Here is a 20,412-nt window from a genome sequence, read left to right on the forward strand (position 1 = left end):
GTGATAACTATGTCCTGTCGGCAAATCCGATCACAATTGCCCGATTATGTTCGGGGGCAGCTGCCTGCTGATGAGTCGCGGGTTGTGCTCGTGCATCTGGAAAATTGTGCTCTGTGTCAGCAGCATGAGGCGTTCGAGCGCTCGCTGATGTCCGAATTGGCCTCCCGCTGCAGGCTGCCAGACCCGTCACCGGGCTTTGAACACCGGGTGTTCGGCCAGCTTCCCGCGCCGGCCTCCAATCGCAAGGTTCATGTGGTCTGGGGCGGTGCCGTTGCGGCCGCGCTGGTTCTGGGGCTGATGCTCGGCCAGGGGGGAGGTAAGCCTGGGCCGGAGCCGGAAGTGGCAGCCACGGACCTGACCGAAGAAGCGGCGGCTCCGTCAGAGCTGGCGCCGGTGGAACGGACGGTACGGCTGGCCTTTAATGCGGGTGAAGCCCTGGATGATGTCACCTTGACACTGGATCTTCCGCCCCATGTTGAGTTGTCAGGCTTGCCCGGTCAGCATCGGGTCAGCTGGCAGGTGAGCCTTGTACAGGGCGACAATGTGCTGGAATTACCCCTGACGATTCTGTTTCCTGGCGCCGGCGAGCTCATCGCTGAACTCGATGCCAATGGCCGCCAGAAGGTGTTCCGGGCGATGGTGCCCCAGTACCCGAACGATGATGGCCCGGCTGCCCCCGGCGGTCGGATAAATCACAAGGAGCCTGCAACATGAGCGTTTGTGAGTCCTGGTGGCGGGCCAGTTTTACCCGCTTGATGCTGGTGGCCGTGCTGGCGGGCGCTGGTCAGCTGGCTATGGCCGACGACCTTGACGTCACCATGCGAATGGTGGACGACAGCGAAGATCTGACCGGCGCCGTTACCCGGGAAATACGCCTGCCGGAGTTGCCCGGTTTGCGCCGCCATGAACGGGGTAATACCTTGGCGCCCGGCAGGGCAACGGCAGAGGATGCCAGAGAGCGGGGGCGGGATTTTGGCCAGTCGGTCTCTGAGCGTGCCCGGGAAAATCGGCGCGGCAAACCGGATATCGGGCGCGACAGCCTGCCTGAAACCGTGCGAGATCTTGACGAACTGAGGCCGGAGCTACCGTCACCACCGTCACGGCCCTGACCTGTTATCTGTGTTAACCTCTGTGCTCGCCCGGAACGGGGCTGCCCCGGCCGGTTCCGTTGATGTCGAGCCTGAGGTTTTCGGTTGTTCAAGACTCTTCGTTTCGTGGGCCTGTTGGCCATCTCCGCTATTGTTTTTGCCGAGCCGGATCAATCCGCGCAGCAGGCCATGGCCATTGGCATTGAGCAGTTTCAGCAGGGTGACTATCCCGCCGCACGGCAGCAGTTTGAAGTGGCCAGGGAGTTGGGTTACGACAGCCCGGCGCTGACCTACAACCTGGCGGTCACCTATTATAAAACCGGTGACTATCCGGCCGCCGAAGCGCTCTTTTCCCGTCTGTTGGAAGGCCAGAATCAGGCCCTTGCCCGATACAATCTCGGCCTCGTTGCCTTGGCGGATGGCCGACTGGCTGTGGCTGAGCGCTGGTTTCAGGAATCCGCCAGTGAGGACGCACCAGAAACCATCCGTGAGCTGGCGCAGCGGCAACTGGCCAAACTGGCCGAGGATGCCCCCTCTGACTTGTCCTCAATGAAATCGATGGCCCAAGGCTACTTGGCTACCGGGCTTGGCTACGACAGTAATGTGGCCGGCGTTCCCGACGACTCGCCGAGCGACAGAGGCAGTTTTTTCGCCGAGCTGGTGGCGGCGGGCACTCTGATCCAGCCGGTGAACGACGATTGGCGGGTGGTCTGGGATGGCGTCATCTATGGCCAGGATTATACCCGCAGCCGCGCGGACGACACCTCTGTGCTTCAGGCCCGAGCGGCCGCTCTACGTCGCTTTGACCAGTGGGAGCTCGGCCTGCGCGCCGGTGCCTCACGGGCCTGGCTTGGCAATGATGAGCTGGAAACCCGTGCAGGCCTGAGCCTGTTCGGCCGCTCCGGTGTGTGCCCGCTATCGGACTGGCTGGCCGGCTGTTCCTGGTCGGTGTCAGCGGATCAGGTGAATGGCGGCCCGGATTACGACGCCTATGATGGCCAGTGGTACCAGTTTGAAGCCCGTGCCGAACAAAACTTTGATTGGCTGCTTGTTGAAGGGTTTTATCGTTGGCAGCGCAATCACCGTAAAGACTTTCAACAGGACGAGTTTTTCGCCAGCGTATCCCCGGTCCATCATGAACTGGGCGTTGAGGCGATTTATCCGGTTGGGCCGGCTCTTTCGGTAGGGGCGGAGGTTGCCGTGCGGCACAGTCGTTACGACGATCCACACCAATGGTTCGAACAAGGCACACTGATCACTCAGCGGCGCCGGGATGTGCGTCGGGAATTTGGGCTGATGGCAGAGTATGCAATCAGTCGGCAGTGGCTGGTGCGTAATCAGTGGCTGTACCGGAATCAGGATAGCCGGATTGACCGGTACGACTACCGTCGTCACACCTACACGGTATCTCTGGAGGGGATATTCTGAAAAACATCAGCCCTGGCCCGAGTGGCCAGAGCTGACGAGGCGATCCCGTTACAGGGTTGCCATGACTTTCCGGGCCGCAGCCAGGGTGAACTCGATGTCTTCATCGCTGAGGGCGGCGGTGGTAAAGCCGGCTTCGAACGCCGAGGGGGCAAGGTAGATGCCTTCCTTCAGCATGCCCTGGAAGAACTTCTTGAACCGTTCCACATCGCACGCCATCACCTGTTCGAAGGTGGTCACCGAGGGGGCTTCGGTGAAGAAAAAACCGAACATAGCGCCAGCAGACTGAACGGCCAGCGGAATGCCGGCCTCGTCCGCGGCGGCTTTCAGACCATCACGTACTTTGTTGGTTTTTTCTGTCAGCTTGTCGTGGAAGCCGGGCTCTGAAATAGCGTTCAGGGTGGTCAGGCCCGCGGTCATGGCCAGGGGGTTGCCGCTCAGGGTGCCGGCCTGGTAGACCGGGCCCAGTGGAGAAATGTGTTCCATGATTGCCCGCTTGCCGCCAAAAGCACCCACCGGCAAGCCGCCACCGATCACTTTGCCCAGGGCGGTCAGGTCCGGCGTTACGCCGTAGAAGCCTTGGGCACCGCCGAGTGACACCCGGAAGCCGGTCATGACTTCATCAAAAATCAGTACCGTGCCGTGTTCATCGCAGACTTCCCGCAACCCTTCCAGGAACCCGGGCACCGGCGGAATGCAGTTCATGTTGCCGGCAACGGGTTCGACAATGATGGCTGCCACCTGATCGCCGATGTCCTTGAAGGTTTCTCTAACCTGGTCGATGTCGTTGTAGTTCAGAGTAATGGTGTGTTCGGCCAGGCTGGCGGGAATGCCCGGGGAGTTGGGTACACCCAGGGTGAGCGCGCCGGAGCCGGCCTTCACGAGCAGCGAATCCACGTGGCCGTGGTAGCAGCCTTCAAACTTTACAATCTTGTCCCGGCCGGTGTAACCACGGGCCAGGCGAATGGCGCTCATGGTGGCTTCGGTGCCGGAGTTGACCATGCGCACCAGTTCAATGGAGGGCACCAGTTCACACACCTTTTTCGCCATTTCGGTTTCGATGGCCGTGGGTGCGCCATAGCCCACACCCAGATCCACCTGGGCATGCAGGGCCGCTTTAATGCGCGGGTCTGAGTGGCCAAGAATCATCGGGCCCCAGGAGCCGATAAAGTCGATGTAACGGCGGTCATCTTCGTCGTACAGATAAGCGCCTTCGGCATGCTTGAAGAAAACCGGAGTACCGCCAACGCCGCGGAAGGCCCGCACCGGTGAATTTACGCCGCCTGGGATGTATTTCTGGGCCTGCTCGAATAGCGTTTCAGAGTGAGTCACGGATAGCTCCTGTCAGTTTGAAGATGAGAAAAGAGGGTGATGTCTGGCCACCAGCCGGGTAAAGGTCTCGGCTCTGTGCCGGATGTCCTCCGGGGTGCCCCCGAACAGTCCGCCCACCACTGCAATCAAGTCTGCGCCGGCACGGATCAGGGCTTCGGCGTTGTCGGTGGTGATGCCGCCAATCGCGGTGATCGGGAGCGCCAGCGCTCTGGCTTCCGTCAATACACTCGTTTCTGCAGGTGGTGCACCGGGTTTGGTGGCCGAGTTGTAGAACCGGCCAAACGCCAGGTAGTCGGCCCCTGCCGCCTTGGCGTTGCGGGCAAGGTCCAGCCGATGGTGGCAGGTAATGCCGATGATGGCCTCTGGCCCCAGAACACGCCGGGCGTCGGTCAGGGTGCAATCGTCCTGGCCCAGGTGCACACCCGCAGCGCCCACCCGCAGGGCCAGTTCCGGGTCATCGTTAATCAGCAGGGGCACACCGGACTGGCGGCACAGGGCGTTCAGCTCCGTTGCCTGGCGCAATCGCTCGGCACTGGTGCCTGCCTTGTCGCGGTACTGTACCAATGTCGCTCCGCCCTGCAATGCCGCTTCCACGGCGGCAATCAGTTGATCTGCCGGGGTCAGTACGTTATCGGTAATGGCATACAGGCCAGGTTTTAGCATCCGGTTCAGCGTTCCCACAGAATGCCCCGGTCGGGAACCCGTTGACCTTTGCCCACGTTCAGCGCGTGCAGCAGGGCACGATGAACGTAGTTCTGCGCCTGGGAGATCGATGCCCTGGCCGATAACCCGCTGGCGCGCCCGGCCGCGATGGCGGCCGCCAGGGTGCAACCGGTGCCGTGGAACTCATTGGCACCCACCCGCTCCACTTCCCAGTGCATGGGTTCCGGAGCATGGTTGTAAAGGGTATTGACGATATGGATGCCCGTGCCATGGCCACCGGTGGCTAGTACCGATTGGCAGCCGGCGTCAATCAGGTTTCTGGCGGCCTGGTCAGGATCATCACTGCCACCCAATTGGGCCAGTTCAACGCCATTGGGGGTGATCATTTCCGCCCTGGGGAACAGTCGGGTTTTCATCGCCTGAACCAACGCTTCATCGGCGAGATCGCTGCCGCCGGCGGCCTTGATGACCGGGTCGACAATCAGCGGTAACTCCGGCTGGCTGTCGAGAAACGCCACCAGCACATCGACCACCTCGGCATTGCCCAAGGCGCCGGTCTTGATGGCATGGATGGGCACATCCGCTGCCAGGCACTGCAGCTGTTGCCGGATCAGCTCAGCGTTGACAGGCTCGGCGCCATACACGTTGTTGGTGTCCTGCACGGTCAGGCAGGTCAGCACTGGCAGGGGGTGCCCGCCAAGGGAAGTAATCGCCTGGATATCGGCCTGAATGCCGGCACCACCGGAGGGGTCCAGCCCTGACAGCACCAGAACATGGGGGCGGGTGTAGCTATTAATGGTTGCTCTCCTCAGAAGGGTTTTACAACAGCCAGAATGACCACCGCTAACAGAATAAATACCGGAACCTCGTTAAACCAGCGATAGAACACGTGGCTGCGGGTATTCTTGTCATCCCGGAAGACTTTTACCAGGTGGCCGCAATAGAAATGGTAAACGATCAACAGCGCGACCAGGGCCAGTTTGGCGTGCATCCAACCCATGCTGAAATACCCGGATACATTGTAACTGAGTAACCAGATTCCAAAGACTACCGTGGCGATCATCGATGGGGTCGTGATGCCGCGGTACAGCTTGCGCTCCATGATTTTGAAGCGTTCGCGGCCCGGCTGATCCTCGCAGGCTGCGTGGTATACGAACAGTCGGGGCAGATAGAAAATGCCGGCAAACCAGCACACCAGGGAAATAATGTGAAACGCCTTGACCCACAACATCCATCAACTCCGTCGGTATTGGTAATAACTTTCGATGTCTGATTGAAGCACCACACCATAAACCCGCTGAATCATCGGGGCTACATGGCGTTGTACGTACAGCGCCTCAGCCTGGGTCGAGTCGAATGCGTTCAGGGCCTCTTCCAGGGTGGCTTGATATTGCACTGGCGCCACATCTCGCCGGTTGGCCGGGATTTGCATCAGGTCGACGCTGTCCGGAGGGTCGATACCCTCTTCGGCAACCTGTTTTTCCGTGTCTTCCAGGTAGCGGGCAAGATCCACCGCTGGTAACAGGGCAGTTGGCCCATTGCTGCCCTCAACCAGCAACCATTTGGGTTCCGACTTCAGTGCCTTGCGGGCCTCGTCCGGGGTCAGTTCCCGATCCGTACGCAAAATACTCCGGTCCATGATCGCGCCCACAGACACTCGTCTTAACGCCTGGATCACTGGCGAATTCTGGTAACTCAGGCCCTGGTTTTTCAGAATGGTCAGGAACAGGGATTTTTTGCCGAAGGCTTCGCTGGTCACCAGGCTGGCGGTGGTGATGATCAGCATGCCAGGCAAAATGATGTTCGGGTTTCGAGTCAGTTCCATCAAGGCCATCAGTGCGGCCAGCGGTGCCTGCAGCACCGCGCCCATCATCGCTCCCATGCCCAGCATGGCGTAAAAGCCCACAGACGATGCTTGCTCGGGGAAGATCTGGGCGCCGATCAGCCCCATTGCTCCGCCAAGTGTCGCCCCCATGAAGATGGTCGGGCCGATCACGCCACTTGGCATACCAAGCCCGATAGACAGCCCGGTAATCACCAGCTTTGCCACGCCCACGCCAAGTAGCAGCCAGAACCCCAGCTCGCCGTGAATGGTTTCGCTGACCGTGTCGTACCCAATGCCCATGGTTTCCGGCACCAGGATCGCAAACGGCACCATCAGCAGACCAGCCACAGTAATACGGAGCAGTACCGGCCGGTGGTGATGGCGCCCCATGTTGTCCACCAGGTGGATGAAGGCCGCAGCGGCAATCCCGATAATCACGGCAATTGCGAGGATCCACGGAATTTCCAGCAGCGAGTTCATGGTCAGCGCTGGCACGCTGAATGCTGGCTCCGACCCGTAGACGATCTGGGTAATGATGGCGGCACTGACCGCGGCCAGAATAATCGGCGTAAAGCCGGCAATGGTGTATTCCATCATCACCACTTCCATGGCGAAGATCACGCCGGCAATCGGCGTGTTGAAAGACGCCGAGATAGCGGCTGCGCAGCCGCAGGCTACCAGCGTTCGTATGCTGTTGTTGGGCAGTCTCAGCCATTGCCCGAATAGGCTTGAAAACGCCGCGCCCAGATGCACAGCAGGGCCCTCCCGGCCTGCTGACTGACCGGATACCACGGTGGTAACCCCGGCAACAAACTGAACCATGGCGCTTTTGAACGAGATGTAGCCCTGGTGGTAGTTCAGGCGCTCCATAACGTGGACGATGCCTACCTTGCGATCGTGAATGGACAGCTTGTGCAGCAGAATGCCCAGACCAACGGCGCCGGCCAGCGGCAGCAGACCTCGGGTCACAATGCCCAGTTGCTCGAATTTCTCTGACCCCGCACCGGGCAGGAAGTGCTCCAGTGGCCATTCAATGGCGAGCCGGAACAACAGAATCACCGCGCCGGTGACAATGCCGGACAACAGCCCCAGCACAGCCAGTTGTGGCAGTGCATCGACGCCCGACAGTTTCCGCCGGAAAACGGGAATCAGGTTCTCGGTGATCTGTTGCCTGATGTTACGCATGTACGCCAGGTTCCGGGTCGATGGGCGGGTCCTTCAGAAGGATTCTGACAACATTGTAACCATGGGTCTGCAGGCTGCAATAAGTCCTTGGATTATCATGGTAGACTACCCGGGAATTCTGACCAGACCACGTTGGAGATAAGTGTGATCAAAATAGGCATCGTTGGGGGAACCGGGTACACCGGTGTTGAGCTGTTGCGGATTCTTGCCGTTCATCCGGACGCAGAGGTGAGATGCATCACTTCGCGTTCCGAGGCGGGTATGCCGGTGGCTGACATGTACCCCAATCTGCGAGGGCATTTTGACCTGGCCTTCTCGGAGCCTGATTCAGCGGTATTGGCACAGTGCGACCTGGTGTTCTTTGCCACACCCCACGGAGTCGCCATGCGCATGGTGCCGGAACTGATGGCAGCCGGCGTTCGTGTGGTGGATCTGTCTGCGGATTTCCGCCTGAAAGACCTGGATGTCTGGGCCAAGTGGTACGGTATGACCCACGAAACGCCGGAGTGGGCACAGAAGGCGGTTTATGGCTTGCCAGAGGTGGCCCGTGACGCCATTCGCCAGGCCCAGTTGGTCGCCAACCCGGGCTGTTATCCCACCGCGGTGCAGCTTGGCTTCCTGCCCTTGCTCGAACAGGGGCTGGTAGACCCCAGCCGGCTGATTGCCGATGCAAAATCCGGTGCCAGCGGTGCCGGCCGACAGGGCAACATCGGCATGCTACATGGAGAGATCGGTGAAAGCTTCAAGGCCTACGGCGCCTCCGGGCATCGGCATCTGCCGGAGATCCGCCAGGGCCTGAGTCTGGCGGCTACCGGGCCGGTTGGCGTAACTTTCGTGCCGCACCTCGTGCCGATGATTCGGGGTATCGAGGCCACCTTATACGCGGAGTTGTCAGAGCCTGCGGATTTTGATCGGCTCCAGGCCCTCTACGAAGAGCGCTACAAGACCGAGCCATTCGTGGATGTCATGCCTTTTGGCAGTCACCCGGAAACCCGCAGTGTTCGTGGCGGCAACCAGTGCCGGATGGCGTTGCATCGCCAGGAGCAGAGCAATGTGGTGATTGTCTCCTCGGTCATCGACAACCTGGTCAAAGGTGCGGCGGGGCAGGCGGTGCAGAACATGAATATCATGTTTGGTCTTGACGAAACCCAGGGCCTGAAGGCTCCGGCACTTCTTCCTTGAGGGCCGGCCAAGGTGAGTGATACCCGCAAACCGAACGATGAATATGTGGTGATCCGTCACCGGCCGGGCTACCGCCTGCGCCGGACGATGATCCTGCTGGCCTTTACCCTGGTCGCCGCCATTGCCGGTTACGCTGCTGGCTTGGCGCAGGGTGGGTTCCGGTTTTCATCTGCCGAAGCCTCGAACGAGCAGCTGGTTGACGAAGTGCGCAGTCTGCGGGATCAGTTTCGCACCGCGCGGCAGAACCTGGTGAATCTTGAGCGCGGGCGCGCGATCGACGAACAGGCTCTGCGGGAAGCCAGAAACACCATCGTCGGGCTCGAAACCCGAATCTCGGAGTTGGAGGCAGACCTGACATTCTATCGGAATATCATGGCGCCCTCCGAGACCAGCAAGGGGTTGCAGGTTGACAGCTTCACACTGGCATCCGCCCGTGGCGATAACACCTATCGGTTCAAGATGGTGCTGACTCAGGTGGGCAATAACAACAGTTTTATAGCCGGGCAGGTGGCCGTGAATATCATAGGCAGGCTGGACGGTGAGAAAGAAGTGATAGCCTTGCGCGATCTGTCCGACGACATCGAGGATCTGGGAGTCAGGTTCCGATTTCGGTACTTCCAGGATGTAGAGGGTACCTTGAGCCTTCCTCAAGGCTTTGAGCCTTACGAAATCCAGGTGGTGGCACAGGCGCAAGGGCGGAATGCCTCACAGGCAGAACGAACATTTGATTGGGCACAGTTAACTGGGAGCTGATACATGCTGGGCAAGAAAAAACAGAAGCCGCGCCGTTCCGTTGGCCATTTCGATACCTTGATTTCATCCAGAACAACCATTGAAGGCGATGTACGCTTTTCCGGCGGCTTGCATGTGGATGGCAAAATTAAAGGCCGAGTGCTGGCGGAAGAGGGCAGTGACGCTGTGGTCCGGCTGTCGGAAGTGGGTGAGATCACCGGCGATGTCACCGCGCCACACATTATCATCAACGGCAAAGTGAACGGTGACGTGCGCGCCACCAGCCACCTCGAACTGGCAGAGAACGCTGCCATTAACGGTAACGTATACTATCGCCTTATCGAGATGGCCATGGGAGCATCCGTGAACGGTAATCTGGTTCGTCAGGATGAAACCAGCGGCTTGCTGACCCACAATAAAGAATCTGTGCAAAGTGCGGAGTCTGAGGGTGAGGGTAAATCCGAATAGTTGACTGTTTTAGTCGGGAATACCATAATCCTCTGACCGCTTTATCTCCCGGAGGCATACCTTGAGTGTAGTTCAGCAGCAAATGGCCACACCGTTGTTCTTCAGCGACAGCGCTGTTGCCAAGGTGCGCGAGTTGATCGAGGAAGAGGAGAATCCTGACCTCAAGCTGCGGGTGTTCGTAACAGGTGGTGGTTGTTCGGGGTTCCAGTACGGATTTTCGTTTGATGAAAATCAGGAAGACGATGATACCGTCATAGAGCGGGATGGAGTTAAGCTGTTGGTTGACTCCATGAGCTACCAGTACCTCGTAGGCGCCACCATTGATTATCAGGAAGGCCTTCAGGGTTCGCAGTTTGTGGTTCAGAATCCTAACGCCAGCTCAACCTGCGGTTGCGGCAGTTCGTTTTCGATCTGATGTCTCAGGCTGGGTAAATCGCGCCCAGCACCCGCGGGCCTCTGGCGCCTGTGACCTCGGGCAGGTTTCCCGGCTGCCCTTCAAGGGTTTGCCTGGCCAGCCAGGCAAACGCCACCGGCTCAACCCATTGCGGGTCCAGCCCCAGATCAGCTGTTGTGGTCAGCGCTACCGATCCCAGTCCGACTCTGAGTTCATTCATCATTAACCTGTTGAACGTTCCACCGCCACAGGCGTAAACCGTCATATTGGCGGATTCCTGTGGCAACTGCTTCAGAATGGTAATGACGGTCAGTTGTAGTAAGGTCCGTTGGACGTCTTCAGCAGCCAGATCGGGGAACCGCTGCAAATGGGTTCGGATCCAGTCGAGGTTGAAGCGCTCCTTGCCGGTGCTTTTTGGCGCTGGCTTGCTGAAATAGGCGTCAGAAAGCATGCTGCTTAACAGCTCCGAATGCACAGCACCCTCGCTTGCCAGGTGTCCGGATTCATCGTAGTGACGCCCGGTCTGGTCAAGGCACCAGGCGTCAAGCAGGGCATTCGCCGGGCCGGTATCAAATCCTATCACCGGTTTACGGCCAGCGGCTGGAAGCCAGGTGATATTGGCAATTCCTCCAAGATTCAGGATGCACCGATCCTGCTCTTCTGAAGCAAACAGCCATTGATGAAACGCAGGTACAAGAGGTGCACCCTGGCCGCCAGCGGCAAGATCTCGGCTGCGAAAATCCGAGACCGTGGTCAGTCCGGTGGTTTCCGCAATACAGGCAGCATTGCCAATCTGCAGTGAGAAGGGGGCCGGGCCGGTCGGTTGGTGGCGTACCGTTTGCCCATGGCTGCCGATGCCGCGAATATCCCGGAGCGTCAGACCCGAGCGCTGGATCACTTCCTTTGCGGTATGACCAAAGTGCTGGCCTACCAGCGTATCCAGTTCACCGAGCTCGTCGGTGTCTGACTGGTTTTTCGTGGCCAGAAGGAGTCGTTGTCTGAGCTGTTCGGGGTAGGGTAGTGAAAGGGTGGAGTGAATATCGAGGTGCCGGCCAGTGAAAGACACCAGCACCGCGTCAACCGCGTCCATGCTGGTGCCTGACATCAGGCCGAGCCAGTAGGTCATGATCAGTTATCCGAGGCCAGAGCCAGTTGGCGACCACTTTCGCGGAAACCATTGAACTGGGCGAGTCGCTGCTCGGTAAATTGGCGGAAGCGGGCCATTTCAGAGCCTGGCACTGGCTTGGCATCGGGTAGCTTGACCGTGCGGGAGTTCTTGGCAACTCCGTTGACCCGGAACTCGTAATGCAGGTGAGGCCCGGTCACCATTCCAGATGAGCCGACATAGCCAATGGTGTCTCCCTGTTTTACCCGAGTGCCATTCTTGACGCCTTTGCCCAGTCGACTCATATGAGCATACAGGGTGGTGATATTGTCGCCGTGCTGCAAAACCACGGTGCGACCATAGCCGCCTTTCCAGCCGGCAAACTGCACCCGGCCACTGCCGGCGGCTTTGATCGGCGTACCCGGGGGCGCGGCGTAGTCGGTGCCCTCATGTGGTCTGACCACATCCAGCACCGGGTGTCGGCGTTGCAGGTTGAAGGGCGATGACACGCGGGCGTTGATTGGAACTCTCAGGAACGCCTTGCGCATGCTTTTGCCTTCCGGCGTGTAATAGTCACTGTCGCCGTTGTTGTCTGTATACAGCAGGGCCACATTCTCGGTGCCACGGTTGATAAAGCGTGCAGAAAGAATTCGGCCGGTATCAAATTTTTCACCGTCGATATACAGTTCTTCGTATACCACCTCAAAACTGTCACCCTTGCGGACATCGTAAACAAAGTCGATATCCCAGCCGAAGATCCCGGCCAGTTCCATCGTAAGCCTGTCGTTCAGTCCCGCGTCCCTGGCTGCAAGATAGAGAGAGCCATCAATCACGCCGGCAGCAAACGCTGGGCGCGGCTCCGGTTTGCGAACCTGTGTCTGGCCACGGAAGCCGTTTTCGCCCTTTGAAATTTTGAGGGTTTCCAGCCGGCTGCGTTGCAATTCCACGGCCACTAACTGCCCGTCGGCATCAACGCCGAAGCGAATGTCTTCCCCGGCGTACAGACGCTGAAGTTTGCCTGCTTCGCCTTCACCATGAATGACCGATAGCATGATGCCATCGTTGAAGCCGGCCTTGCGAAATAGGGAAGACAGCGTATCGCCAGACTTAACACGAAACTCCTGCCAGTCGACCTTTGGGGCCTCGGGCTTTGCTGGGCGACCTGCCTGAGCGATTGACTGCCCGGTACTTTCAACTTTGTCACCTTGGGACGGAGTGTCGTTGGCTTCTTGGCCCTGGCCGGAGCTGGTGTCTTTCGGTGCCACGCCTGACACCAGGCCCTCTTCGAGGTCAATGGTATATGACATGCGCTTGGCTTCGACGTCAGCGCTGGGGCTCATCAGTACTGCAGCAGAGACTACAATCGTCGCCGCCGCAGCCAGGGTAATATGTGTTTTGGGGAATGTCTTAAGCACGTGGCTCACCCGTTTTTATCGGTATTCCAGCAAGTTGTAATAGCTAATTAAAGCGCTAGATCAAGTATAGTCAAACAGATTACCGCATATGACATTATCAGGACAGTGTCGAACATTACGGTTGAGCGGGTGTCTGGTCGTACAAAACTGCTTGCCGCTGGTATAATGCCGGTCCTTTTATTGCTCGCATTGTTTGAAAAATGAGCATTCACACTGTAACAAGGGTGTCGGTTAAACACAGATTTGTTTTGTTGAAGTCTGTAACGGTTGCCGGCAAACCCTGACACCAAGTCAAACTGGGGACGATAGGTTCATGGCAACAATTGAGGAAGCGTTGGCCGTTATCAAGCGCGGTATTGACGAGCTGATTCCCGAGGAGGAGTTGATTGCAAAGCTTAAAGAAGATCGGCCGCTGAGGATCAAGGCGGGTTTCGATCCGACCGCCCCTGATTTGCATCTCGGCCACACCGTGCTGATCAACAAGCTCCGCCAGTTCCAGGATCTTGGCCATGAAATCATCTTCCTGATTGGTGACTTCACGGGAATGATCGGCGATCCCACCGGGAAAAGTGCAACGCGTCCTCCTTTAACAGAAGAGCAGGTTCGCAAGAACGCCATTACTTACAAAGAGCAGGTGTTCAAGATTCTGGATCCGGAGAAAACGCGGGTTGTATTTAATTCCGAATGGATGAGCCAGATGAATGCCGCGAGCATGATCCAGCTTGCGGGTCAGTATACCGTTGCACGGATGCTCGAGCGTGATGATTTCACTAAGCGTTACAGGGCCGAGCAGCCGATTGCCATCCATGAGTTCCTGTATCCGCTTATTCAGGGCTACGACTCCGTAGCGCTGGAGGCCGATGTAGAGCTGGGTGGTACTGACCAGAAGTTTAATTTGCTGATGGGCCGGATTCTGCAGAAGCATTATGGACAGGCGCCCCAGGCCATCATTACTGTTCCGATTCTTGAGGGTCTGGACGGTGTACAGAAGATGTCCAAATCGTTGGGTAACTATATTGGGGTTAACGATTCCCCGGGTGAAATGTACACCAAACTGTTGTCGATGCCAGATGAGTTGCTGTGGCGCTACTTTGAATTGCTGAGCTTCCGGCCGATGGCGGAAGTGGAGCAGTTCCGTGCTGAGGCGGAAGCTGGCGCTAATCCGCAGGACTATAAGAAATTGCTGGCCGAAGAGCTGATTACTCGCTTCCATGATGAAGAGGCAGCAAAAACCGCTCACAAGTCTGCCGGCAATCGGGTTGCGCTTGGGGAGATTCCGGAAAACGTACCATTGGTAGAAGTCTCTCTCGAGGGGCAGGATGATATGCCGATGGCGGCGGTGCTTCGCCTGGCTGGGCTGGTGAAAAATGGCGCTGCTGCAAGAGATGTGCTTGGTCGTGGTGCGGTCTATATAGATGGCAAGCAGTTTGAAGGTGATCGCAAGTTTGTCAAAGGCGATGATTGCGTTGTCCAGGCGGGCAAGAAGAAGATTGCCCGGGTGGTCATTGTCGAGTGAAGTAAGGCTGGTTACGGCCAATTTGAAAAAATTTCAGATTGGCCGTTGACTCCTCAGCAGAGGTCTGTAGAATGCGCATCTCGCTTGAGGGGCTGGCCACTGAGAAGAGGCAAAACCTTAGTGATAACTGCTTGAAAGCGCTGAAGAAAATGTTTTGAAGATTCTTCAGAAAGCGGTTGACAGGGAAGCGGTTCAGTGTAGAATGCGCGCCTCGAAACAAGCAGTAAGCCGGGCAGTTTTTCGGCGGTTTTCGGAAGCGGAAACAGCGAAAAATAAACGGTTGACAGGGTGGCGGAACGATGTAGAATACGCGGCCTTGATTGAGCAACAGCTCAAACGCTCTTTAAAAAGTTAACCAAGTAATTCGTGTGGGCGCTGGCCGAGGTATTTCGGATACGAAATATCAGGACAGTGACTCGTCGAAATTGAGTTTTGTCTTGAGCAAGAATTAAGAGCTTACGGGTTCTTGTATGATTTAAACTGAAGAGTTTGATCATGGCTCAGATTGAACGCTGGCGGCAGGCTTAACACATGCAAGTCGAGCGGTAACAGGGGGTGCTTGCACCCCGCTGACGAGCGGCGGACGGGTGAGTAATGCTTAGGAATCTGCCCAGTAGTGGGGGATAGCCCGGGGAAACCCGGATTAATACCGCATACGTCCTACGGGAGAAAGCAGGGGATCTTCGGACCTTGCGCTACTGGATGAGCCTAAGTCGGATTAGCTAGTTGGTGGGGTAAAGGCCTACCAAGGCGACGATCCGTAGCTGGTCTGAGAGGATGATCAGCCACATCGGGACTGAGACACGGCCCGAACTCCTACGGGAGGCAGCAGTGGGGAATATTGGACAATGGGGGCAACCCTGATCCAGCCATGCCGCGTGTGTGAAGAAGGCTTTCGGGTTGTAAAGCACTTTCAGTGAGGAGGAAGGCTCAAAGGTTAATACCCTTTGGGATTGACGTTACTCACAGAAGAAGCACCGGCTAACTCCGTGCCAGCAGCCGCGGTAATACGGAGGGTGCAAGCGTTAATCGGAATTACTGGGCGTAAAGCGCGCGTAGGTGGTTTGATAAGCGAGATGTGAAAGCCCCGGGCTTAACCTGGGAACGGCATTTCGAACTGTCTGACTAGAGTGTGGTAGAGGGTAGTGGAATTTCCTGTGTAGCGGTGAAATGCGTAGATATAGGAAGGAACACCAGTGGCGAAGGCGGCTACCTGGACCAACACTGACACTGAGGTGCGAAAGCGTGGGGAGCAAACAGGATTAGATACCCTGGTAGTCCACGCCGTAAACGATGTCAACTAGCCGTTGGGACTCTTGAAGTCTTAGTGGCGCAGCTAACGCACTAAGTTGACCGCCTGGGGAGTACGGCCGCAAGGTTAAAACTCAAATGAATTGACGGGGGCCCGCACAAGCGGTGGAGCATGTGGTTTAATTCGACGCAACGCGAAGAACCTTACCTGGCCTTGACATCCAGAGAACTTTCCAGAGATGGATTGGTGCCTTCGGGAACTCTGAGACAGGTGCTGCATGGCCGTCGTCAGCTCGTGTCGTGAGATGTTGGGTTAAGTCCCGTAACGAGCGCAACCCCTATCCCTGGTTGCTAGCAGGTAATGCTGAGAACTCCAGGGAGACTGCCGGTGACAAACCGGAGGAAGGTGGGGATGACGTCAGGTCATCATGGCCCTTACGGCCAGGGCTACACACGTGCTACAATGGCGCGTACAGAGGGCTGCCAACTCGCGAGAGTGCGCCAATCCCTTAAAACGCGTCGTAGTCCGGATCGGAGTCTGCAACTCGACTCCGTGAAGTCGGAATCGCTAGTAATCGCGAATCAGAATGTCGCGGTGAATACGTTCCCGGGCCTTGTACACACCGCCCGTCACACCATGGGAGTGGATTGCACCAGAAGTAGTTAGTCTAACCTTCGGGAGGACGATTACCACGGTGTGGTTCATGACTGGGGTGAAGTCGTAACAAGGTAGCCGTAGGGGAACCTGCGGCTGGATCACCTCCTTAAACGAAGCCGAATGCTTCGGTCAGAGTCCACACGAATTACTTGGTTGGCTAATAAAGAGAGCAAAAGGGTCTTTGCAGGCCCGATATCGGTTTGCCACAAACGCTGAGTCAGTCTCGGGGTTTGGCGCCGGATTCGGAGCGGCTGGCAAGGCGCAGGTTGAGTGAAAGAGGGAGCGTACACACGTACGTGACCGATTGAGCGAAAGCTGCAACGCAGTACAGGCGGTTCGAAGACAAGCAAAACCGGGTCTGTAGCTCAGGTGGTTAGAGCGCACCCCTGATAAGGGTGAGGTCGGTGGTTCAAGTCCACCCAGACCCACCAGAATTTCGCTGCTCGTCGTTGTCGAAGCACTTGCATAGCAGGCTATGCGGCGCACTTCGACGCCTAGATCAGCAAAATTCTTGTAGATAGCTTCTTGGGGCTATAGCTCAGCTGGGAGAGCGCCTGCCTTGCACGCAGGAGGTCGGCAGTTCGATCCTGCCTAGCTCCACCAAACTTTACTGACGAAAGTCAGTGTACAGAAACGAATGTTTCATATCGATGAAGCCTTCCTTTCTGATCACTGGGTCAGATTTGCTCTTTAACAAATTGGACGAGATAGAACACGAATAGATTTCTCTCATTATCTCCGAGAGAAACTGTTCAAAGTGATAGCGATTTCAAGCGTTATCCGGTGTTGTCGTTGAAGTGGTTGTTCTATTGCTTCAAGTGGCTGTCTCGAAACAGGGTTCTTTATCAGGCTTGCCTGGTGAAGGATGTTGAATCGTGATCAGTTGTCTTGGGGTTATATAGTCAAGCAACTAAGCGCATACGGTGGATGCCTTGGCAGTCAGAGGCGATGAAAGACGTGGAAGCCTGCGATAAGGTTCGGGGAGCTGGCAAACGAGCTGTGATCCGGACATCTCTGAATGGGGAAACCCACCTAGTTTCGGCTAGGTATCTTACACTGAATCCATAGGTGTAAGAGGCGAACCGGGGGAACTGAAACATCTAAGTACCCCGAGGAAAAGAAATCAACCGAGATTCCCTAAGTAGCGGCGAGCGAACGGGGACCAGCCCTTAAGCTGGACAACTGGTAGGAGAAGGCTCTGGAAAGTGCCGCCATAGTGGGTGATAGCCCCGTATCCGAAACCTGAGTCCAGTGAAATCGAGTAGGTCGGCGCACGAGAAACGTTGACTGAACATGGGGGGACCATCCTCCAAGGCTAAATACTCCTGACTGACCGATAGTGAACCAGTACCGTGAGGGAAAGGCGAAAAGAACCCCTGTGAGGGGAGTGAAATAGACCCTGAAACCGTATGCGTACAAGCAGTCGGAGCAGACTTGTTCTGTGACGGCGTACCTTTTGTATAATGGGTCAGCGACTTATGTTCAGTGGCGAGGTTAACCGTTTAGGGGAGCCGTAGGGAAACCGAGTCTGAATAGGGCGAATTAGTCGCTGGGCATAGACCCGAAACCGGGCGATCTATCCATGAGCAGGTTGAAGGTGCCGTAACAGGCACTGGAGGACCGAACCCACTGTCGTTGAAAAGCCAGGGGATGACTTGTGGATCGGAGTGAAAGGCTAATCAAGCCCGGAGATAGCTGGTTCTCCCCGAAAGCTATTTAGGTAGCGCCTCGGACGAATACCACAGGGGGTAGAGCACTGTTTCGGCTAGGGGGTCATCTCGACTTACCAACCCGATGCAAACTCCGAATACCTGTGAGTACTATCCGGGAGACACACGGCGGGTGCTAACGTCCGTCGTGAAGAGGGAAACAACCCAGACCGCCAGCTAAGGTCCCAAAGTACCAGTTAAGTGGGAAACGATGTGGGAAGGCTCAGACAGCTAGGAGGTTGGCTTAGAAGCAGCCATCCTTTAAAGAAAGCGTAATAGCTCACTAGTCGAGTCGGCCTGCGCGGAAGATGTAACGGGGCTCAAACTGGTCACCGAAGCTGCGGCTGCATACATTGTATGCGGGGTAGGGGAGCGTTCTGTAAGCCTGCGAAGGTGTGTTGAGAAGCATGCTGGAGGTATCAGAAGTGCGAATGCTGACATGAGTAACGACAATGCGGGTGAAAAACCCGCACGCCGGAAGACCAAGGGTTCCTGCGCAACGCTAATCGGCGCAGGGTGAGTCGGCCCCTAAGGCGAGACCGAAAGGTGTAGTCGATGGGAAACGGGTTAATATTCCCGTACCTTGGATAGCTGCGATGGAGAGACGGAGAAGGCTAGGTGAGCCGGGCGACGGTTGTCCCGGTTTAAGCGAGTAGGGAGTGGACTTAGGCAAATCCGGGTCCACAATCCTGAGACGCGACGACGAGTGCCCACGGGCGCGAAGTCATTGATGCCCTGCTTCCAGGAAAATCTTCTAAGCTTCAGGCTATTCGAGACCGTACCCCAAACCGACACAGGTGGTCAGGTAGAGAATACCAAGGCGCTTGAGAGAACTCGGGTAAAGGAACTAGGCAAAATGGTGCCGTAACTTCGGGAGAAGGCACGCCGGTGTGTACGTGAAGCCCCTGCGGGTGGAGCGGAAGCCGGTCGAAGATACCAGGCCCCTGCGACTGTTTATTAAAAACACAGCACTCTGCAAACACGTAAGTGGACGTATAGGGTGTGACGCCTGCCCGGTGCCGGAAGGTTAATTGATGGGGTTAGCACTCGTGCGAAGCTCTTGATCGAAGCCCCGGTAAACGGCGGCCGTAACTATAACGGTCCTAAGGTAGCGAAATTCCTTGTCGGGTAAGTTCCGACCTGCACGAATGGCGTAACGATGGGGGCGCTGTCTCTACCCGAGACTCAGTGAAATTGAAATCGCCGTGAAGATGCGGTGTATCCGCGGCTAGACGGAAAGACCCCGTGAACCTTTACTATAGCTTCACAGTGAACTTTGAGCATGCTTGTGTAGGATAGCTGGGAGGCTTTGAACCCGGGACGCCAGTTCCGGTGGAGCCAACCTTGAAATACCAGCCTGGCATGTTTGAGGTTCTAACTCTGGCCCCTTATCGGGGTTGAGGACACTGTGTGGTGGGTAGTTTGACTGGGGCGGTCTCCTCCCAAAGCGTAACGGAGGAGCACAAAGGTGGGCTAAGCACGGTCGGACATCGTGCGGTTAGTGTAATGGCACAAGCCCGCTTGACTGCGAGACAGACACGTCGAGCAGGTACGAAAGTAGGTCATAGTGATCCGGTGGTTCTGTATGGAAGGGCCATCGCTCAACGGATAAAAGGTACTCCGGGGATAACAGGCTGATACCGCCCAAGAGTTCACATCGACGGCGGTGTTTGGCACCTCGATGTCGGCTCATCACATCCTGGGGCTGAAGCCGGTCCCAAGGGTATGGCTGTTCGCCATTTAAAGTGGTACGCGAGCTGGGTTTAGAACGTCGTGAGACAGTTCGGTCCCTATCTGCCGTGGACGTTGGAGATTTGAGGAAAGCTGCTCCTAGTACGAGAGGACCGGAGTGGACGAACCTCTGGTGTTCGGGTTGTGTCGCCAGACGCATTGCCCGGTAGCTATGTTCGGACAGGATAACCGCTGAAAGCATCTAAGCGGGAAGCCCCTTCCAAGATGAGATCTCCCTGAGGCCTTGAGCCTCCTGAAGAGCCGTTCAAGACCAGGACGTTGATAGGCTGGGTGTGTAAGCGCTGTGAGGCGTTGAGCTAACCAGTACTAATTGCTCGTGCGGCTTGACTATATAACACCCAAGACAATTGCGGATAACGCAGAGCAACGCGAAAGCCACGCTCAAACGAAATCAACATCACGTTCCATCTCGTCCTTCCCAGTGATCATCCGTTTTGCCTGACGACCATAGCGGTCTGGAACCACCTGATCCCATCCCGAACTCAGAAGTGAAACAGACCAGCGCCGATGGTAGTGTGGTTCGCCCATGTGAGAGTAGGTCATCGTCAGGCTCTTAATACCAAAAGCCCCAGCATCCTTGATGCTGGGGCTTTTTTATTTGTGTTTTCGAAAGTATGACTCGCCGCACAGCTACAACCTGCAAACAAAGTTAACATTCGGTAAAGACTGGCCGACCCGGAATATAAAAAGAGCCAGCTTCAGAGACACTCAT

Annotated in this window: 15 protein-coding genes, 2 tRNA genes and 3 rRNA genes; 13 read left to right on the forward strand and 7 right to left on the reverse strand. The window is 56.8% G+C overall.

Features of this window, described 5'->3' with window-relative positions:
- Positions 1 to 9 precede the first annotated feature (9 nt).
- From ASQ50_RS14410 to ASQ50_RS14420, 3 genes are all read left to right on the forward strand, one after another.
- Entirely contained in the window at positions 10 to 714 is a 705-nt protein-coding gene (locus ASQ50_RS14410; protein WP_068351687.1) for an anti-sigma factor family protein, read from the forward strand.
- Positions 711 to 1,109, forward strand: coding sequence for a hypothetical protein (locus ASQ50_RS14415; protein WP_058090711.1), 399 nt, complete (start codon positions 711 to 713; stop codon positions 1,107 to 1,109). The genes ASQ50_RS14410 and ASQ50_RS14415 overlap by 4 nt, the downstream gene beginning before the upstream one ends.
- An 84-nt stretch (positions 1,110 to 1,193) precedes the next feature.
- On the forward strand, positions 1,194 to 2,516 hold the full coding sequence (locus tag ASQ50_RS14420; protein WP_058090712.1) for a tetratricopeptide repeat protein: 1,323 nt from the start codon (positions 1,194 to 1,196) through the stop codon (positions 2,514 to 2,516).
- Between the two features lie 48 nt (positions 2,517 to 2,564).
- Here ASQ50_RS14420 and hemL read toward each other — a convergent pair whose 3' ends face one another.
- Genes hemL through ASQ50_RS14445 form a run of 5 tightly spaced genes read right to left on the reverse strand, consistent with a single transcriptional unit; the run spans position 2,565 to position 7,518 of the window.
- Positions 2,565 to 3,845 (reverse strand): glutamate-1-semialdehyde 2,1-aminomutase, encoded by a 1,281-nt coding sequence (gene hemL / locus ASQ50_RS14425; RefSeq protein WP_058090713.1) that lies wholly within the window; start codon positions 3,843 to 3,845, stop codon positions 2,565 to 2,567.
- A gap of 12 nt (positions 3,846 to 3,857) precedes the next feature.
- Complete coding sequence (gene thiE, locus ASQ50_RS14430; protein ID WP_227513180.1) at positions 3,858 to 4,508, reverse strand: thiamine phosphate synthase; 651 nt, start codon at positions 4,506 to 4,508, stop codon at positions 3,858 to 3,860.
- Positions 4,509 to 4,513: 5 nt separating this feature from the next.
- Positions 4,514 to 5,275 carry a bifunctional hydroxymethylpyrimidine kinase/phosphomethylpyrimidine kinase gene (thiD, locus tag ASQ50_RS14435; protein ID WP_058090714.1) on the reverse strand — a complete coding sequence of 254 codons (762 nt, stop codon included), beginning with the start codon at positions 5,273 to 5,275 and terminating at the stop codon, positions 4,514 to 4,516.
- A gap of 41 nt (positions 5,276 to 5,316) precedes the next feature.
- On the reverse strand, positions 5,317 to 5,739 hold the full coding sequence (hemJ, locus tag ASQ50_RS14440; RefSeq protein ID WP_058090715.1) for a protoporphyrinogen oxidase HemJ: 423 nt from the start codon (positions 5,737 to 5,739) through the stop codon (positions 5,317 to 5,319).
- Positions 5,740 to 5,742: 3 nt separating this feature from the next.
- Positions 5,743 to 7,518, reverse strand: coding sequence for a chloride channel protein (locus ASQ50_RS14445; RefSeq protein WP_058090716.1), 1,776 nt, complete (start codon positions 7,516 to 7,518; stop codon positions 5,743 to 5,745).
- A gap of 144 nt (positions 7,519 to 7,662) precedes the next feature.
- On the opposite strand from ASQ50_RS14445, the gene argC reads away from it, so the two are divergent.
- The 4 genes from argC to erpA all read left to right on the forward strand — a co-directional run bounded on the left by argC (position 7,663) and on the right by erpA (position 10,315).
- Entirely contained in the window at positions 7,663 to 8,700 is a 1,038-nt protein-coding gene (gene argC, locus ASQ50_RS14450) for an N-acetyl-gamma-glutamyl-phosphate reductase (protein ID WP_058090717.1), read from the forward strand.
- Between the two features lie 12 nt (positions 8,701 to 8,712).
- Positions 8,713 to 9,453, forward strand: a complete 741-nt coding sequence (locus ASQ50_RS14455) for a DUF6776 family protein (RefSeq protein ID WP_058090718.1) — start codon at positions 8,713 to 8,715, stop codon at positions 9,451 to 9,453.
- 3 nt (positions 9,454 to 9,456) lie between these two features.
- On the forward strand, positions 9,457 to 9,900 hold the full coding sequence (locus ASQ50_RS14460) for a bactofilin family protein (RefSeq protein ID WP_058090719.1): 444 nt from the start codon (positions 9,457 to 9,459) through the stop codon (positions 9,898 to 9,900).
- A gap of 82 nt (positions 9,901 to 9,982) precedes the next feature.
- The gene (gene erpA, locus ASQ50_RS14465; protein WP_227513363.1) at positions 9,983 to 10,315 is read left to right on the forward strand and encodes an iron-sulfur cluster insertion protein ErpA; all 333 of its coding nucleotides are present in this window, start codon (positions 9,983 to 9,985) and stop codon (positions 10,313 to 10,315) included.
- Positions 10,316 to 10,319: 4 nt separating this feature from the next.
- Here the strand turns inward: erpA and ASQ50_RS14470 are convergent, their stop codons facing one another.
- Both ASQ50_RS14470 and ASQ50_RS14475 read right to left on the reverse strand, forming a co-directional pair.
- A complete protein-coding gene (locus ASQ50_RS14470) occupies positions 10,320 to 11,420 on the reverse strand; it encodes an anhydro-N-acetylmuramic acid kinase (protein WP_058090721.1) in 1,101 nt (366 codons plus the stop codon).
- 2 nt (positions 11,421 to 11,422) lie between these two features.
- Positions 11,423 to 12,814, reverse strand: a complete 1,392-nt coding sequence (locus tag ASQ50_RS14475) for an OapA family protein (protein WP_058090728.1) — start codon at positions 12,812 to 12,814, stop codon at positions 11,423 to 11,425.
- A 313-nt stretch (positions 12,815 to 13,127) separates the two neighbouring features.
- Here ASQ50_RS14475 and tyrS point away from each other — a divergent pair, with 313 nt between their 5' ends.
- From tyrS to rrf, 6 genes are all read left to right on the forward strand, one after another.
- On the forward strand, positions 13,128 to 14,330 hold the full coding sequence (tyrS, locus tag ASQ50_RS14480) for a tyrosine--tRNA ligase (RefSeq protein WP_058090722.1): 1,203 nt from the start codon (positions 13,128 to 13,130) through the stop codon (positions 14,328 to 14,330).
- A 477-nt stretch (positions 14,331 to 14,807) separates the two neighbouring features.
- A 16S ribosomal RNA gene (locus tag ASQ50_RS14485) occupies positions 14,808 to 16,348 on the forward strand.
- A 245-nt stretch (positions 16,349 to 16,593) separates the two neighbouring features.
- Positions 16,594 to 16,670 (forward strand) — tRNA-Ile (locus ASQ50_RS14490).
- A gap of 96 nt (positions 16,671 to 16,766) precedes the next feature.
- Positions 16,767 to 16,842 (forward strand) — tRNA-Ala (locus ASQ50_RS14495).
- 297 nt (positions 16,843 to 17,139) lie between these two features.
- Positions 17,140 to 20,031, forward strand: a 23S ribosomal RNA gene (locus ASQ50_RS14500).
- A gap of 106 nt (positions 20,032 to 20,137) precedes the next feature.
- Positions 20,138 to 20,251: ribosomal RNA gene (rrf, locus tag ASQ50_RS14505) — 5S ribosomal RNA — on the forward strand.
- The 16S, 23S and 5S rRNA genes sit together here with 2 tRNA genes alongside, the layout of an rRNA operon.
- The last annotated feature ends 161 nt before the right edge of the window (positions 20,252 to 20,412 follow it).

This window comes from Marinobacter sp. LQ44, from assembly GCF_001447155.2.
GTDB lineage: Bacteria > Pseudomonadota > Gammaproteobacteria > Pseudomonadales > Oleiphilaceae > Marinobacter.